Annotated in this window: 8 protein-coding genes, 1 tRNA gene and 1 rRNA gene; 9 read left to right on the plus strand and 1 reads right to left on the minus strand. The window is 70.4% G+C overall.

Translation table 11 applies throughout. The features are described 5' to 3' along the window. The first annotated feature begins 187 nt into the window (after window positions 1-187). A 5S ribosomal RNA gene (rrf, locus tag EAO77_RS14735) occupies window positions 188-304 on the plus strand. 220 nt (window positions 305-524) lie between these two features. Further along, a tRNA-Thr gene (locus EAO77_RS14740) sits at window positions 525-597 on the plus strand. An 88-nt stretch (window positions 598-685) separates the two neighbouring features. On the opposite strand, the gene EAO77_RS14745 is transcribed toward EAO77_RS14740, so the two are convergent. Further along, window positions 686-3,340 (minus strand): SpoIIE family protein phosphatase, encoded by a 2,655-nt coding sequence (locus EAO77_RS14745; RefSeq protein ID WP_147988430.1) that lies wholly within the window; start codon window positions 3,338-3,340, stop codon window positions 686-688. A 267-nt stretch (window positions 3,341-3,607) separates the two neighbouring features. Here EAO77_RS14745 and EAO77_RS14750 point away from each other — a divergent pair, with 267 nt between their 5' ends. The 7 genes from EAO77_RS14750 (at window position 3,608) to EAO77_RS14780 (ending at window position 16,614) form a co-directional block, all read left to right on the plus strand. Then, a complete protein-coding gene (locus tag EAO77_RS14750; RefSeq protein WP_147988431.1) occupies window positions 3,608-9,037 on the plus strand; it encodes a HAMP domain-containing protein in 5,430 nt (1,809 codons plus the stop codon). Between the two features lie 274 nt (window positions 9,038-9,311). After that, the gene (locus EAO77_RS14755; protein ID WP_147988432.1) at window positions 9,312-9,995 is read left to right on the plus strand and encodes a two-component system response regulator; all 684 of its coding nucleotides are present in this window, start codon (window positions 9,312-9,314) and stop codon (window positions 9,993-9,995) included. Between the two features lie 135 nt (window positions 9,996-10,130). Then, window positions 10,131-12,872, plus strand: a complete 2,742-nt coding sequence (locus EAO77_RS14760) for a DNA translocase FtsK (RefSeq protein WP_147988433.1) — start codon at window positions 10,131-10,133, stop codon at window positions 12,870-12,872. Window positions 12,873-13,062: 190 nt separating this feature from the next. Then, window positions 13,063-13,884, plus strand: a complete 822-nt coding sequence (locus EAO77_RS14765; RefSeq protein WP_147988434.1) for a helix-turn-helix domain-containing protein — start codon at window positions 13,063-13,065, stop codon at window positions 13,882-13,884. Between the two features lie 80 nt (window positions 13,885-13,964). After that, window positions 13,965-15,434, plus strand: coding sequence for a 30S ribosomal protein S12 methylthiotransferase RimO (rimO, locus tag EAO77_RS14770; protein WP_147988435.1), 1,470 nt, complete (start codon window positions 13,965-13,967; stop codon window positions 15,432-15,434). Further along, on the plus strand, window positions 15,431-16,108 hold the full coding sequence (gene pgsA, locus EAO77_RS14775; RefSeq protein ID WP_147988436.1) for a CDP-diacylglycerol--glycerol-3-phosphate 3-phosphatidyltransferase: 678 nt from the start codon (window positions 15,431-15,433) through the stop codon (window positions 16,106-16,108). Before rimO ends, pgsA begins: the two co-directional genes overlap by 4 nt. Further along, complete coding sequence (locus EAO77_RS14780) at window positions 16,105-16,614, plus strand: CinA family protein (protein WP_147988437.1); 510 nt, start codon at window positions 16,105-16,107, stop codon at window positions 16,612-16,614. The genes pgsA and EAO77_RS14780 overlap by 4 nt, the downstream gene beginning before the upstream one ends. Window positions 16,615-16,721: the final 107 nt, after the last annotated feature.

The raw sequence follows: 16,721 nt of genomic DNA on the forward strand, positions 1-16,721 counted from the left end.
CTGGTGGAGTTGACCGGTACTAATAGGCCGAGGGCTTGTCCTCAGTTGCTCGCGTCCACTGTGTCTGGTGGAGTTGACCGGTACTAATAGGCCGAGGGCTTGTCCTCAGTTGCTCGCGTCCACTGTGTTAGTTCTGAAGTAACGAACTCGCCTTTTGCTGGCTGGTAGTTCGACATCTTCATAGTGTTTCGGTGGTCATAGCGTTAGGGAAACGCCCGGTTACATTCCGAACCCGGAAGCTAAGCCTTTCAGCGCCGATGGTACTGCAGGGGGGACCCTGTGGGAGAGTAGGACGCCGCCGAACAATCATTGTGGGGAAGCCCCGGAACTGTGTTCCGGGGCTTTTCTGCGTTCACGGCCGTTCGCCGGTCCGGCGGCGGGTGGCCGGCCTCGGGGCGGCTGTCCGCCGCCCCGTCCGGCCTCCTGCCCGGCCCCTGGAAGAAGTGCAGGTCAGGCATTTGAGATCGCCCGTGGGGATGGGCTATGCTTCTTCTCGTTGCCACGGGGAAAGCCCGGAACAACAGGCCCCTATAGCTCAGTCGGTAGAGCGTCTCCATGGTAAGGAGAAGGTCAACGGTTCGATTCCGTTTGGGGGCTCACTGAGAAAAGGCCCCTCGCCTCGACGGCGAGGGGCCTTTTTCGTATGCGCGGGCGGACCGCGCAGTGCGGTCCGCCCGCGAGCGGTTCAGTCCTTGTGGGGCTCGTGGACGCGCATCGCCAGGATCGCCATGTCGTCCGACGCCGGCTCGGCCGCGAAGCGCTCGACAGCCCGCAGGACGCGGGCGGCGACGGCCCCCGCGGTCAGGCCCGTACATGTCGTCAGCACATCGCTCAGGCCGTCGTCACCCAGCATCCGCGTCCCCTCACGGCGTTCGGTGACGCCGTCGGTGACGCACAGCAGCACATCGCCCGGGTCGAGCGTGACGACCTCCTCGTACAGTTCGAGATCGTCCATCACACCCAGCAGCGGCTGCGGTTCGGCGGCCGGCTCCACCGTGCCGTCCTGGCGCAGGCGCAGCGGCAGCGGGTGGCCCGCGCAGACGAACTTGAGGACGGCGCTGCCGTCCTCCTGCGGCCACAGCTCGCCGTACAGCAGCGTGAGGAAGCGGCTGCGGGCGCCCTCGTCGAGGATGGCCGCGTTGAGGCGCTCGAGGACGGCGGGGCCGCCGAAGCCCTCGCGCGCCAGCAGGCGCAGCGCGTGGCGCGCCAGACCCGTGACGGCGGCCGCCTCCGGTCCGGTGCCGCAGACGTCGCCGATGGCGAACCCGTACGCGCCGTCCCGGATGGGGAACAGGTCGTAGAAGTCGCCGCCCACCTCGTTGCCCTCGCCGGCGGCGCGGTAGATCACCTCGACCTCGACCCCGGGGATCTGCGGCAGCTCCGGCGGCAGCAGGCTCCGCTGGAGGGACTGGCTGATCGCCACGCGCTCCGAGTAGAGCCGCGAGTTGTCCAGGGCCAGGGCGGCACGGCGGGAGAGGTCCTCGGCCAGTTCCAGGATCTCCTGGCGGAAGTGGTCGTCGGACGGCTTGCCGAGCACGATCATGCCGATCACCCGGTTGCGGGCGACCAGGGGCAGCACCACCGTCTCGCCGCCGACGACCGCGGCCGTCGCCATCGTCCCGCCGATGCCGGAGGAGACCGGCATACCCGAGCCGAGGCCGAGTTCGCGCTTGGAGAGGAGCAGCGCGGCGCGCTGCGCGGCCTCGGCGGGAGCGGTCCACACCCGGGCGCCGGGCGTGGGCACCGGGTCCGGGGCGTCGATCCTCGACAGCAGGGCCTTGAGGTCGTCGATGCGCTCCTCGTCCTCGTGGAGGACGTAGGACAGATAGGGCTCGGAGGACTGGTCGGCGATCGTGTAGACCGCACACCAGGTGGCGAGCGTCGGGACGGTCATCTGGGCCATCAGCGCCAGGGTCTGGTCCCGGTCGAGGGTGCCCGCGAGCAGGTCGGAGGCCTCGACGAGGAAGGAGAGGGACCCGCGGCGCAGTCGTTCGAGCTCCCCCAGCCGGGCGGACTCGACGGCCAGGGCGATCCGGTCGGCGGCGAACTGCAGCCGCAGCGCTTCCTCGTTGGAGTAGCGCCCGGCCGCCTCCGCGGCGACGCCGAGGGATCCGGTGAGTCTTCCCTCGACCTTGAGCGGGACGGTGACCACCGAGCGCATGCCGGTCGAGTTCAGCAGGGGGACCGCGCCGGGGACGCTGGTGAGGTCCTCGTGGACGGCCGGCATGCGGGCGGAGCCGTAACGGCCGGTGCCGGCCTCGACCGGGACCCGGGCGAAGCGCTGCCGGGCCGAGGGCAGGCCGGTGGTCGCGCGGACCTCCAGCTCGGTCTCGTCGTCGGTGGCGAGCAGGAGGAACGCGGAGTCGCCGTCGAGCATGTCCCGGGCGCGTTCCACGGTGCGCTGGAGGAGCCCGTCGAGGTCGTCGGGTGCCGGCGACCCGATGAACACCTCGAAGGGGTCGGTGGAGCGGCTGTCCGCCCCGCGGTCGGACGCGGGGGCGCGCTGCGGTGTCTGCAGGACGGCGCGCTCCTCGTCGCGCACCAGCAGGCAGACCGTCGACGGTTCGCCGTGGGTGTCGCGTACGCGCAGGTGGGAGGCGTAGACGGAGATGACGCGGCCGTCCGAGCCGCGGAGGCCGTAGCTGCCCTCCCAGCGCGAGAGCTGGAGTGCCTCCGCGATCCCGGTGCCGGTGCCCGGTGTGTGGGGCCAGGCCGCGAGGTCGGTCAGGGGCTTGCCGACGACCTGGTCGGTCGCGTAGCCGAAGAGGTGCCGGGCGTCCTCGTTCCACACCGTGATGGTGCCGGCGCTGCCGATCTGGACGACGGCCACGCGGACGCGCTCCTCGGCGACCGGGAGCATCGAGGTGGGGAGGGCGGGGCCCGCGGAGCGGGCGCCCACGGCGCGCTGGGGGAGGTCGAGGCGGAACCACACGTGCTTCCGGGTCGGGGTGTACTCCACGCCCCACCGGGAGGCGAGGGCCGCGCAGAGCAGCAGACCTCTGCCGTTCTCGCGTTCGAGACTGCCGAAGGACTGCCCGGTGCCCTGCATCGGGACCTCGCGCTCGGGGTACCGGTCGCCGACCTCGACCCGGACGCCGTCCTCGCTGCGCAGGCACAGGACGTCGGCCGCCGTGCCGGCGTGGATCACCGCGTTCGTGACCAGTTCGCTGGTGAGGACCACGGCGTCGTCGACGACGTCGGCGTACCCCCAGCCCTGGAGGGTGTCGCGGACGAAGGCACGGGCGGCCGCTACGGACCGCCCGACCGGTTCGAAGGTGGCGGCCGCCCGAGCGGTGATCACGGAACTCCTCGTACGCGTCTCGACGCCCGGCTCTGCCATGATCGGCCTGTTCCTCCCCGTGCCCGGTGACGTGCCTGCTTCGCACCACCCCTGCCGGGCGGACCGGGGCGGTTGGACAGCCGCATGCCAGGTTACTTACCTTCGCTGTCCGAGCGGATGCCGGTTGCGGCTGTTTCCGTCCTCCGGGGGCGGGGACCCTATGCGAAGCTGCCGAACTGTTATGGCCTGGTTCCGGCATGGTGAAACACTGGGCAGGCTTCCTGAGAGAGCCCAGGCAGTACGGTCAACCCCTGCGGGAGGGACACGGTGGAGTCTGGCGCAACGGCGCGGGCCAAGGACGCGCGTGCGAAAGGCGGACGATCCCGGAGCAATGGGACGACCGAGGTCGACACGGCGGCGCTGAACAGGCTGCTGGCGGCCTTGGTGACGATGCGGGACGGGAACTTCCGCCGGCGCCTGACGGTGTCCGGCGACGGCGTCATGGCCGAGATCGCGGCCGTTTTCAACGAGGTCGCGGACCGCAATCTGCATCTCACCGGCGAGATGGCGCGGGTCCGCAGAATGGTCGGCCGCGAGGGCAAGCTGACCGAGCGGCTGGAGACGGGCGCCTGCGAGGGCTCCTGGGCGGTCGCGATCGACGCGGCGAACGAGCTGGTCGACGACCTCGCCCGGCCGGTGTCCGAGGTGGGCCGGGTGCTGTCCGCGGTGGCCGAGGGCGACCTGGACCAGCGGATGGAGCTCCGCTCGCACTCCACCGACCCGCAGGACGGCACGGTGCGCCCGCTGCGCGGCGAGTTCCTGAAGGTCGCGCGCACGGTCAACAGCCTGGTCGACCAGCTCTCCGCTTTCACCGACGAGGTGACGCGGGTGGCGCTGGAGGTCGGCACCGAGGGCAAGCTCGGCGGTCAGGCCCAGGTGCGGGGCATGTCGGGTTCGTGGAAGGACCTCACGGACTCGGTGAACACCATGGCGTACCGGCTGACGGCCCAGGTGCGGGACATCGCGCTGGTGACCACGGCCGTGGCCAAGGGCGACCTGTCGCAGAAGGTCACCGTCCATGTGGCGGGCGAGATGCTGGAGCTGAAGAACACCGTCAACACGATGGTGGACCAGCTCCAGTCGTTCTCCTCCGAGGTCACCCGTGTCGCCCGGGAGGTGGGCACGGAGGGCGAGCTGGGCGGTCAGGCGACCGTCCCCGGTGTGGCCGGTGTGTGGAAGGACCTCACCGACTCGGTGAACACCATGGCCGGCAACCTCACCTCGCAGGTGCGCGGCATCGCCGAGGTGACGACCGCGGTCGCCAACGGCGACCTCTCCCAGAAGGTCACGGTGAGCGCGCGGGGCGAGGTGGCCCAGCTCGCCGAGACGATCAACCAGATGACCGAGACGCTGCGCACCTTCGCGGACGAGGTCACCCGGGTGGCGAGCGAGGTCGGCGCGGAGGGTCTGCTCGGCGGCCAGGCGCAGGTGCCGGGTGCGGCGGGTACGTGGAAGGACCTCACCGATTCGGTGAACACCGCGTTCCGCAACCTCACCGGTCAGGTGCGGGACATCGCTCAGGTGACGACGGCGGTGGCGAGCGGTGACCTGTCGCAGAAGGTCACCGTGGACGTCGCCGGCGAGATGCTGGAGCTGAAGAACACCGTCAACACCATGGTGGACCAGCTCCAGTCCTTCGGTTCCGAGGTCACCCGCGTCGCCCGCGAGGTCGGCGTGGAGGGCCGTCTCGGCGGCCAGGCGCAGGTGCCGGGTGCGGCGGGCACGTGGAAGGACCTCACCGATTCGGTGAACACCGCGTTCCGCAACCTCACCGGTCAGGTGCGGGACATCGCTCAGGTGACGACGGCGGTGGCCAACGGCGATCTGTCGCAGAAGGTCACCGTGGACGTCGCCGGCGAGATGCTGGAGCTGAAGAACACCGTCAACACGATGGTGGCGCAGCTGTCCTCGTTCGCCGACCAGGTGACGCGGATGGCGCGGGACGTGGGCACGGAGGGCCGGCTCGGCGGCCAGGCGCGGGTCGACGGCGTCAGCGGTACGTGGAAGGAGCTGACGGACTCCGTCAACTTCATGGCCGGCAACCTGACGTCCCAGGTGCGTCAGATCGCGCAGGTCACCACCGCGGTGGCCCGGGGCGACCTGTCGCAGAAGATCGACGTGGACGCGCGCGGCGAGATCCTGGAGCTGAAGAACACCATCAACACGATGGTCGACCAGCTCTCCGCGTTCGCCGAGCAGGTGACCCGGGTGGCGCGCGAGGTGGGCACCGACGGGCGCCTCGGCGGCCAGGCGCAGGTGCCCGGTGTGGCCGGTGTGTGGCGTGATCTGACGGACTCGGTGAACGGCATGGCCGAGAACCTCACCGGCCAGGTCCGCAACATCGCCCAGGTGGCCACGGCGGTGGCCCGCGGTGACCTGTCGCAGAAGATCGACGTGGACGCGCGCGGCGAGATCCTGGAGCTGAAGAACACCCTCAACACGATGGTCGACCAACTGTCGAACTTCGCGGAGCAGGTGACCCGGGTCGCGCGGGAGGTGGGCACCGAGGGCATCCTCGGCGGCCAGGCCGAGGTCCAGGGTGTCTCCGGCACCTGGAAGGACCTGACCCAGTCGGTGAACTTCATGGCGAACAACCTGACGAGTCAGGTGCGCAACATCGCCGAGGTCACCACCGCGGTCGCCAAGGGCGATCTGTCGAAGAAGATCACCGTCGACGCCAAGGGCGAGATCCTGGAGCTGGTGACGACCGTCAACACGATGGTCGACCAGCTGTCCGACTTCGCCGACGAGGTGACCCGGGTGGCCCGCGAGGTGGGCACCGAGGGTGTGCTGGGCGGTCAGGCCCGGGTGCGCGGCGTCACGGGCATCTGGAAGGACCTCAGCGACAACGTCAACCTGATGGCCAACAACCTGACGAACCAGGTGCGCAACATCGCGCGCGTCTCGTCGGCGGTGGCCAACGGCGACCTGACGAAGAAGGTGACCGTCGAGGCGCGCGGCGAGGTCGCCGAGCTCGCGGACACGGTCAACACGATGGTGCGCACGCTCTCGTCGTTCGCCGACGAGGTGACCCGGGTGGCGCGCGAGGTGGGCACCGACGGGCGCCTCGGCGGCCAGGCCCATGTGCCGGGCGTGTCGGGGACGTGGAAGGACCTGACCGAGTCGGTGAACTCGATGGCGTCCAACCTCACCGGCCAGGTGCGGCAGATCGCGACCGTCACGACCGCGATCGCGAAGGGCGATCTGACCCGCAAGATCGACATCGACGCGCGCGGCGAGATCCTGGAGCTGAAGACCACCATCAACACGATGGTCGACCAGCTGTCGTCGTTCGCCGAGGAGGTCACCCGGGTGGCCCGCGAGGTGGGCACGGACGGGCAGCTGGGCGGTCAGGCCCGGGTGCGGGACGTGGACGGCACCTGGCGCGACCTCACCGAGTCGGTGAACGAGATGGCCGGGAACCTGACCCGGCAGGTGCGCGCGATCGCGGCCGTGGCGACGGCGGTGACCCGCGGCGACCTGAACCTGAAGATCGACGTGGACGCGGCCGGCGAGATCCAGGTCCTGCAGGACAACATCAACACGATGATCGCGAACCTGCGGGACACCACCCTCGCCAACGAGGAGCAGGACTGGCTCAAGGGCAACCTGGCCCGTATCTCGGGTCTGATGCAGGGCCGCCGGGACCTGGACGACGTGGCCTCGCTGATCATGAGCGAGCTCACGCCGGTCGTCTCCGCGCAGCACGGCGCCTTCTTCCTCGCGATGGCGACGGGCAGCAGCTCGGACGTGTCCTCGGGCGGGGAGACGTACGAGCTGGTGATGCGCGGCAGTTACGGCTACTCGGCCGGGCTGATGCCGACGTCGTTCCGGCCGGGGGAGACCCTGATCGGCACGGCGGCGGAGGAGAAGCGGACCATCCAGGTCAATGTGCCGCCGGGCTATCTGAAGATCTCCTCGGGCCTCGGTGAGGCCTCGCCGGCGTACGTGATCGTGCTGCCGGTGCTGTTCGAGGGGAAGGTCCTCGGCGTGATCGAGCTGGCGTCGTTCCAGCCGTTCACCCAGATCCAGCGGGACTTCCTCAACCAGATCGCGGAGATGATCGCCACCAGCGTCAACACGATCAGCGTCAACACCAAGACCGAGGTCCTGCTCAAGCAGTCGCAGGAGCTCACCGAGCAGCTGCGGGAGCGGTCGGCCGAGCTGGAGAACCGTCAGAAGGCGCTCCAGTCGTCCAACGCCGAGCTGGAGGACAAGGCCGAGCTGCTGGCTCAGCAGAACCGCGACATCGAGGTGAAGAACACCGAGATCGAGGAGGCCCGGCAGGTGCTGGAGGAGCGTGCGGAGCAGCTCGCGGTCTCCATGCGCTACAAGTCGGAGTTCCTGGCGAACATGTCGCACGAGCTGCGGACACCGCTCAACTCCCTGCTGATTCTCGCCAAGTTGCTCGCGGACAACGCGGACGCCAATCTGTCGCCGAAGCAGGTGGAGTTCGCCGAGACGATCCACGGGGCGGGCAGCGACCTGCTCCAGCTGATCAACGACATCCTCGACCTGTCGAAGGTCGAGGCGGGCAAGATGGACGTCAGCCCGACCCGTATCGCGCTGGTGCAGCTGGTGGACTACGTGGAGGCCACGTTCCGCCCGCTGACCGCGGAGAAGGGGCTCGACTTCTCGGTGCGGGTCTCGCCGGAGCTGCCGGCCACGCTGCACACCGACGAGCAGCGGCTGCTCCAGGTGCTGCGCAACCTGCTGTCGAACGCGGTGAAGTTCACCGACAGCGGCGCCGTCGAGCTGGTGATCCGGCCCGCGGGCGCCGATGTGCCGCAGTCGATCAGGGAGCAGCTGCTGGAGGCCGGCACGCTGCGGGACGCGGACGCTGCCCTGATCGCGTTCTCGGTGACGGACACCGGGATCGGGATCGCGGCGGGGAAGATGCGGGTGATCTTCGAGGCGTTCAAGCAGGCCGACGGGACGACCAGCCGCAAGTACGGCGGGACGGGCCTGGGCCTGTCGATCAGCCGGGAGATCGCGCGGCTGCTCGGCGGCGAGATCCACGCGGCGAGCGAACCGGGCCGCGGCTCGACGTTCACGCTGTATCTGCCGCTGCACGTGGCCGAGCCGTCGTCGGGGTCCCATCCGCAGCTGCCGGCGGAGGCCGACGCACAGGAGCCGGCGGGCGGCTTCGAGCAGGTCGTGCAGTCGCCGCCGCGGCAGCCGGCGCCGCAGGCGGGTCCGGCGGCGCTCTTCCGGCGGCGCCGCAAGGCGCTGGCGAGCGGCGAGAGCGCGGGCAGGGGACCGGGGGAGCAGGGCGAGCAGGCCGGCGAGGAGGCTCCCGACGAGCGCCGGGTGTTCGCCTTCGACGGCGAGAAGGTGCTGATCGTCGACGACGACATCCGCAACGTCTTCGCGCTGACCTCGGTGCTGGAGCAGCACGGGCTGTCGGTGCTGTACGCGGAGAACGGCCGGGAGGGCATCGAAGTCCTGGAGCAGCACGACGATGTGACGGTCGTCCTGATGGACATCATGATGCCGGAGATGGACGGGTACGCGACGACGACCGCGATCCGGCGGATGCCGCAGTTCGCCGGACTGCCGATCATCGCGCTGACCGCGAAGGCGATGAAGGGCGACCGGGAGAAGGCCATCGAGTCGGGTGCGTCGGATTATGTGACGAAGCCCGTCGACCCCGACCACCTGCTGTCGGTGATGGAGCAGTGGATGCACGGAAAGTGACCGCAGGCGGCGGGGTGTGCCGCGCGATGCTGATCGACTCTGTCCGGACGTGTGTGGGAGGCCGGTTTCCGGGGAACCATCCGGTCTCCCCCCACGTTTTCGGTACGTGCACAGTGACATCATGGTGACAGGGTGTGGCGACGGGCGGGGTGCGGCTACCATGACCGGCACAAGAACGGGCGACGCAAGAGAGTCGTCCCCTGGGGCGGCGCCCGGTGCGTCCTCCGGCTCCCGGAGCCGGAGAGACCCCATGCCGGGACGAGGAGGACGGGGCATGGTGCAGAAGGCCAAGATCCTCCTGGTCGATGACCGGCCGGAGAATCTGCTCGCGTTGGAGGCCATCCTCTCCGCGCTCGATCAGACACTGGTGCGGGCATCGTCAGGGGAGGAAGCGCTCAAGGCGCTGCTGACGGACGATTTCGCGGTCATTCTGCTGGATGTACAGATGCCGGGAATGGACGGCTTCGAGACGGCCGCGCACATCAAGCGGCGCGAGCGCACGCGGGACATCCCGATCATCTTCCTCACCGCGATCAACCACGGCCCCCACCACACCTTCCGCGGCTACGCGGCGGGCGCCGTCGACTACATCTCGAAGCCGTTCGACCCGTGGGTGCTGCGGGCCAAGGTCTCGGTCTTCGTCGAGCTCTACATGAAGAACTGCCAGCTGCGCGAGCAGGCCGCCCTGCTCCGGCTCCAGTTGGAGGGCGGTGGCCGGCAGGACGGCTCCGCCGGCCGCGAGTCCGCGGGCCTCCTCGCCGAACTCTCCGCCCGCCTCGCGGCGGTGGAGGAGCAGGCGGAGGCACTCTCCAAGCAGCTGGACGACGACTCGGCGGACGCGGCGGCCGTCGCCACGGCGGCCCATCTCGAGCGCAAGCTGACCGGCCTGCGCCGCGCTCTGGACGCGCTGGAGCCCGGGACGGGCGGAGGCACGCCGACGCTTCCGTCGCAGACCTGAGCCCGGCCGTCCGGTCCCGCGGGGCCGTATCGGCCGTGACGGGGCGTCAGTTCGCCACCCGGGCAAGCACGACACGATCGGGTGAAGCAGTGGCCACACGTGTCCCTCACCGTCAACACCGGTAACCTCACCACCATGGCCTCACGTACGTCCGGCAAGGGTTCCCAGGGCACGGCGGGCACCGCGAAGAAGAGCGCCGCCCGTACGACCGGCGCCGTGAAGAAGGCGGCCCCCGCCAAGAAGAGCGCGGCGAAGAAGACCGCTCCCGCGAAGAAGGCGCCCGCCAGGAAGGCGCCGGCCAAGAAGGCCGTCCCGCCGAAACCGGCGCCGTCGCCCACGGGGGGCGTCTACCGGCTCGCCCGCGCGGTGTGGCTGGGCGTGGCCCACACGATCGGCGCGATGCTGCGCGGCATAGGGCGCGGGGCCAAGGGGCTCGACCCCGCCCACCGCAAGGACGGCCTGGCGCTGCTGCTGCTCGGCATCGCCCTCATCGTGGCCGCGGGCACCTGGTCGAACCTGCGGGGCCCCGTCGGCGACCTCGTGGAGATGCTCGTCACCGGCGCCTTCGGGCGGCTCGACCTGCTGGCCCCGATACTGCTCGGCGCGGTCGCGGTGCGCCTGATCCTCTATCCGGAGAGGCCCGAGGCCAACGGCCGGATCGTGATCGGTCTGTCCGCGCTCGTCATCGGCGTGCTCGGCCAGGTCCACATCGCCTGCGGCGCCCCCGGCCGCGGCGAGGGCACGGAGGCCATGCAGGACGCCGGCGGCCTGGTCGGCTGGGGCATCTCCCAGCCGCTGATCTTCATGATGGGCGAGGTGCTCGCGGTACCGCTGCTGGTGCTGCTCACGGTGTTCGGGCTGCTGGTCGTCACCGCCACCCCGGTGAACGCCATCCCGCAGCGCCTGCGGCTGCTCGGCTCCAAGCTCGGCCTCGTCGAACCGGCGTACGAGCCCGGCGAGGACGACGAGCGCTACGACGAGCAGTGGCGCGAGTCCCTGCCCGGGCGTCCGCGCCGCTCCGCCCCGCGCCGCTCCGGCGGCTCCGACGTCTTCGACGCCGAGCAGGCCGAGGAGGACGCCCTCGACCGGCGCCGGCGTCCCCGGCGGTCCGGCGCGCAGGCGGGCGCAGGCCGGGCGATGGACGCCGTCGACGTGGCGGCCGCGGCCGCCGCCGCCCTCGACGGAGCGGTGCTCAACGGCATGCCGCCCTCGCCGGTCGTCGCCGACCTCACCCGCGACGTGACCGCCGACCGGCAGCGCGCCGCCTCCCCCGTGCCCACCGCCCGGGAGCCCGAGGGCGCCGAGCCCGGCGTCAGGTCGTCGGTGCCCGACCTGACCAAGCCCGCCCCCGAGCAGYCGCAGSCGCTGCCCCCGCGGGCGGAGCAGCTCCAGCTGGCCGGTGACATCACCTACGCGCTGCCCTCGCTCGACCTGCTGGAACGCGGCGGCCCGGGCAAGACCCGCAGCGCGGCGAACGATGCGATCGTCGCCTCGCTGACCACCGTGTTCACCGAGTTCAAGGTCGACGCCGCCGTCACCGGCTTCACCCGCGGTCCGACGGTCACCCGCTACGAGGTCGAGCTGGGCCCGGCGGTGAAGGTCGAGCGGATCACCGCGCTGACCAAGAACATCGCCTATGCGGTCGCCAGCCCGGATGTGCGGATCATCTCCCCGATCCCCGGCAAGTCCGCGGTCGGCATCGAGATCCCCAACACCGACCGGGAGATGGTCAACCTCGGCGACGTGCTGCGCCTCGCGGACGCCGCCGAGGACGACCACCCGATGCTGGTCGCGCTCGGCAAGGACGTCGAGGGCGGCTATGTGATGGCCAACCTCGCCAAGATGCCCCACATCCTGGTCGCGGGGGCCACCGGCTCCGGCAAGTCGTCGTGCATCAACTGCCTGATCACCTCGGTGATGATAAGGGCGACCCCGGAGGACGTCCGGATGGTGCTGGTCGACCCCAAGCGGGTCGAGCTCACCGCGTACGAGGGCATCCCGCACCTGATCACCCCGATCATCACCAACCCCAAGCGGGCCGCCGAGGCCCTCCAGTGGGTGGTGCGCGAGATGGACCTGCGCTACGACGACCTCGCCGCCTTCGGCTACCGCCACATCGACGACTTCAACGCCGCCGTGCGCAGCGGCAAGGTGAAGCCGCTGGAGGGCAGTGAGCGCGAGCTCCAGCCGTATCCGTACCTGCTGGTGATCGTCGACGAGCTCGCCGACCTGATGATGGTCGCGCCGCGTGACGTCGAGGACGCCATCGTGCGCATCACCCAGCTGGCGCGCGCCGCCGGCATCCATCTGGTACTGGCGACCCAGCGGCCGTCGGTCGACGTCGTCACCGGCCTCATCAAGGCGAACGTGCCCTCGCGTCTGGCGTTCGCCACCTCGTCGCTCGCCGACAGCCGGGTCATCCTGGACCAGCCGGGTGCCGAGAAGCTGATCGGCAAGGGCGACGGGCTGTTCCTGCCGATGGGTGCGAACAAGCCCACCCGTATGCAGGGCGCCTTCGTCACCGAGGCCGAGGTGCAGACGGTCGTCCAGCACTGCAAGGACCAGATGGCCCCGGTCTTCCGCGACGACGTCGTGGTCGGCACCAAGCAGAAGAAGGAGATCGACGAGGACATCGGCGACGACCTTGACCTGCTGTGCCAGGCCGCCGAACTGGTCGTCTCCACGCAGTTCGGGTCCACCTCGATGCTCCAGCGCAAGCTGCGCGTCGGATTCGCCAAGGCCGGCCGCCTGATGGACCTGATGGAGTCGCGCAACATCGTCGGCCCGAGCGAAGGGTCGAAAGCACGTGACGTTCTCGTGAAACCGGATGAATTGGATGGAGTGCTCGCCGTGATCCGGGGAGACACTCACTCGTAAGGGATTCGGGAGCAACCGTTTCCCTTGGTCGTACGTCAAGTTGGAGGGAGGGACGAGAAGGTGGTCCGCCCTCGTGCGGAGCAGGCCATTCCGATGGCGTACAAAGTTTCGCCTCCCGGTTGCCCCACTCTTTCGTACCACCCCTAGACTGAACCTCCAGCAGGTGGCTACACGCTCGAAAGGCGCCCCCGTGTCCATCGGCAACTCCCCCGAAGACAACCGCCCTTCCGTCGAGGACGAGCGGCCGTCGATCGGCCACGCCCTCCAGCAGGCGCGCATCGGCGCGGGTCTGACCGTCGAAGAGGTCAGTGCCGCCACCCGGGTGCGCATCCCCATCGTCCACGGGATCGAGGAAGACGACTTCTCCCGCTGCGGCGGCGACGTCTACGCCCGCGGCCACATCCGCACCTTCGCGCGGGCCGTCGGTCTCGATCCCGAACCGCTCGTCGGGCAGTACGACGCGGAGCACGGCGGACGGCCCTCGCCGACGCCCGCCGCGCCGCTGTTCGAGGCCGAGCGCATCCGCCCCGAGCCCCGCAGGCCCAACTGGACGGCGGCCATGGTCGCCGCCATCGTCGCCGTGGTCGGCTTCGCCGGCTTCACCCTCGTCAGCGGCGACGGCGACGGCAAGGACACCCAGGTCGCCGAGGGGACCGCGCCGGAGGTCAAGCCGTCCCCGACCGCGACCCCGGTCAAGCCCGCCGACCCCAAGCCGGACCCCTCCGACAGCGCCATCGCCGCCGTGCCGAAGGACAAGGTCACGGTCCAGCTGTCGGTCGTCGACGACAAGAGCTGGATCCAGGCCAAGTCCCACAACGGCAAGCTGCTCTTCGACGGCACCCTCCAGAAGGGCGACACCAAGACCTTCCAGGACGACGAGCGCGTCGATCTCATCCTCGGCAACGCCGGAGCGATCGAGCTCTTCGTCAACGGGAAGAAGATCGAGGACGAGTTCGAACGGGGCGGCGTCGAGCGTCTGACCTACACCAAGGGCGACCCCGAGGCGGGCTGACGGACCCGTGGCGCGCCCGGTGACGGGCGGCGCAACCCTCGGGGCAGGGGCGTGGGCCGGGACAAAGTAGTCTTGAGCCCATGCCCGAACGCCGTACCGTCGCCCTTGTCACTCTTGGCTGCGCCCGTAACGAGGTGGACTCGGAGGAGCTCGCAGGCCGCCTGGCGGCGGACGGCTGGGAGCTCGTCGAGGAAGCCTCCGACGCGGATGTCGCCGTCGTCAACACCTGCGGCTTCGTCGAAGCCGCCAAGAAGGACTCCGTCGACGCCCTGCTCGAGGCCAATGATCTCAAGGATCACGGCCGCACCCAGGCCGTCGTCGCCGTCGGCTGCATGGCCGAGCGGTACGGCAAGGAACTCGCCGAGGCCCTTCCCGAAGCCGACGGTGTGCTCGGCTTCGACGACTACGCGGACATCTCCGACCGCCTCCAGACCATCCTCAGCGGCGGCATCCACGCCTCCCACACCCCGCGCGACCGGCGCAAGCTGCTGCCGCTCAGCCCCGCCGAGCGCCAGGGGGCCACGGAGGTCGCCCTCCCCGGCCACGGCGACGCCCTCGCGACCGCACCCGAGGACCTCCCGGACGGCGTCGCGCCGGTCTCCGGGCCGCGCGCGCCCCTGCGCCGCCGCCTGGGCACCAGCCCTGTCGCCTCCGTGAAGCTCGCGTCCGGCTGCGACCGCCGCTGCACCTTCTGCGCCATCCCGTCCTTCCGCGGCTCCTTCATCTCGCGCCGTCCGAGCGACGTGCTCGGCGAGACCCGCTGGCTTGCCGAGCAGGGCGTCAAGGAGGTCATGCTGGTCTCCGAGAACAACACCTCCTACGGCAAGGACCTCGGCGACATCCGCCTGCTGGAGACCCTGCTGCCCGAACTGGCGGCCGTCGACGGCATCGAGCGGGTCCGCGTGAGCTACCTCCAGCCCGCGGAGATGCGCCCCGGCCTCATCGACGTCCTGACGTCGACCGAGAAGGTCGTGCCGTACTTCGACCTCTCCTTCCAGCACTCGGCTCCCGGAGTGCTGCGCGCCATGCGCCGCTTCGGCGACACCGAGCGCTTCCTCGAACTGCTGGCGACCATCCGGGGCAAGGCGCCCCAGGCCGGTGTGCGCTCCAACTTCATCGTCGGGTTCCCCGGCGAGAGCGAGGCGGACTTCGCCGAGCTGGAGCGCTTCATCGGCGCCGCGCGCCTGGATGCCATCGGCGTCTTCGGCTACAGCGACGAGGAGGGCACCGAGGCGGTCGGCTACGAGAACAAGCTCGACGCCGACGTGATCTCCGAGCGCCTCGCCCACCTGTCCCGGGTCGCCGAGGAGCTGACCTCGCAGCGCGCCGAGGAGCGCCTGGGCGAGACCCTGGAGGTGCTGGTCGAGAGCGTGGACGAGGAGGAGGGCGCGGTGGGCCGTGCCGCCCACCAGGCCCCCGAGACCGACGGGCAGACGCTCCTCACCTCGGCGGAGGGCCTCGTCCCCGGCCGGATGGTCACCGCGAAGGTGGTCGCCACCGAGGGAGTCGACCTGGTGGCCGACTGTCTGGACGAGGAGGCGGGCAGATGACCGGAGTGCCGGCATCCGCCGCGGGCGGCACCGGCAGGCCGGCGCCCGGCGGCAAGCTGGGCGCTGCGGCCGTCAACCAGGCCAGCCTGTGGAACATCGCCAACATCCTCACCATGATCCGGCTGGTGCTGGTACCGGCGTTCGTGGTGCTGCTGCTCCAGGACGGCGGCTACGACCCCGCCTGGCGCGCCTGGGCCTGGGCCGCGTTCGCCGTCGCCATGATCACCGACATCTTCGACGGGCACCTGGCGCGGACGTACAACCTGGTCACCGACTTCGGGAAGATCGCCGATCCGATCGCCGACAAGGCGATCATGGCCGCCGGGCTGATCTGCCTCTCCGCCCTCGGCGACCTTCCGTGGTGGGTGACGGGGGTCATCCTCTTCCGTGAGCTCGCGATCACGCTGATGCGGTTCTGGGTCATCCGGCACGGCGTCATCCCGGCAAGCCGGGGCGGCAAGATGAAGACCCTGGCGCAGGGCACCGCGGTCGGGATGTACGTCCTGGCCCTGACCGGGCCGCTGGCCACCCTGCGCTTCTGGGTGATGACGGTCGCGGTCGTGCTGACGGTCGTCACCGGCCTCGACTACGTGCGTCAGGCGGTGCTGCTGCGGCGCAGGGGACTGGCCAGGGAACGCGCCGTGGCGGCCGCCGACGGGGGCCCGACCCGGTGAACACGGCGGCCCGCGTGCTGACGCTCCTTGCGGAGCGTGGCGAGACGCTGGCCGTCGCCGAGTCCCTGACGGGCGGCCTCGTCGCCTCCCGGCTCACCGAGGTGCCGGGCGCGTCGAACGTCTTCCGCGGGTCCGTGACGGCCTACGCGACCGCTCTGAAGAGTGAACTGCTGGACGTCGACCCCGCCCTGCTGGCGGCGCGCGGTGCGGTGGACCCCGAGGTCGCGGCGCAGATGGCGGCCGGTGTGCGGCGCCGGCTCGGCGCCACCTGGGGGATGGCCACCACGGGTGTGGCGGGGCCCGCGGCCCAGGACGGCAAGCCCGTCGGGACGGTCTTCGTCGCCGTCTCGGGACCCGGTGGCGCCGGGAAAACGGCCGCATTGCGGTTGAACGGCGGCCGGGAGGACATTCGTAAAGAGAGTGTACGGAGAGTGCTCGATCTGCTCTGCGGCGAACTGCACGGGAATGCGCGGGCACAGGATACGGAACAGAACGGGGGGACTTGATGTTTGCAGCCCTGAGTGAACACGACATCGCTCCCCGCACGGCCGCGGCGCGAGGCGGTACGGTGGGGCGTGAAGGATGCGGCTACGCGGTCCGAGGAGGGAGCCAC

It is taken from the genome of Streptomyces sp. T39 (genome assembly GCF_008042045.1).
In the GTDB taxonomy this organism is placed as follows: domain Bacteria; phylum Actinomycetota; class Actinomycetes; order Streptomycetales; family Streptomycetaceae; genus Streptomyces.

What these genes read in the sequence shown, in the direction of transcription:
- EAO77_RS14755 (WP_147988432.1), top strand. Translation starts at nt 9,312, where the DNA reads ATGGTGCAGAAGGCCAAGATCCTCCTGGTCGATGACCGGCCGGAGAAT.
- rimO (WP_147988435.1), top strand. Translation starts at nt 13,965, where the DNA reads ATGCCCGAACGCCGTACCGTCGCCCTTGTCACTCTTGGCTGCGCCCGT.
- pgsA (WP_147988436.1), top strand. Translation starts at nt 15,431, where the DNA reads ATGACCGGAGTGCCGGCATCCGCCGCGGGCGGCACCGGCAGGCCGGCG.
- EAO77_RS14745 (WP_147988430.1), bottom strand. Translation starts at nt 3,340, where the DNA reads ATGGCAGAGCCGGGCGTCGAGACGCGTACGAGGAGTTCCGTGATCACC.